This is a genomic window from Acinetobacter sp. USHLN143, assembly GCF_037145695.1.
Lineage (GTDB): Bacteria > Pseudomonadota > Gammaproteobacteria > Pseudomonadales > Moraxellaceae > Acinetobacter > Acinetobacter fasciculus.
Map to the genome: position 1 here is coordinate 1 of NZ_JBBCWZ010000277.1, position 268 is coordinate 268.

The following is a 268-nucleotide window of genomic DNA, read 5'->3' on the forward strand; positions in this document are numbered from 1 at the left end:
GTATTCGCGGCGGTCTTCCGCTGTACCATCGGTCTTTTTCCTGAGTTCTGCTTCTATCGCATACAGTTTCTGAATCAGCACTAAGGCCTGTTCAGCAACCTGACTTTTCCCAGTTACATGCAGTTCATGGAATTTACGACGTGCATGGGCCATGCACCCCACCTCAATGACCTGGCCTGATTTAAAGCGTGCTTTATAACCACTGTAATCATCACAGACTAGATTGCCCTGCCAGCCTTTCAAGAACTCTGCAGCATGCTGGCCTGAA

General features: G+C 48.9%; 1 protein-coding gene. It reads right to left on the minus strand.

The annotated features are described in order from the left end of the window. A partial coding sequence (locus tag WFH18_RS18060) for an IS66 family transposase (protein ID WP_336755447.1) occupies positions 1 to 268 on the minus strand: 268 nt, incomplete at both ends.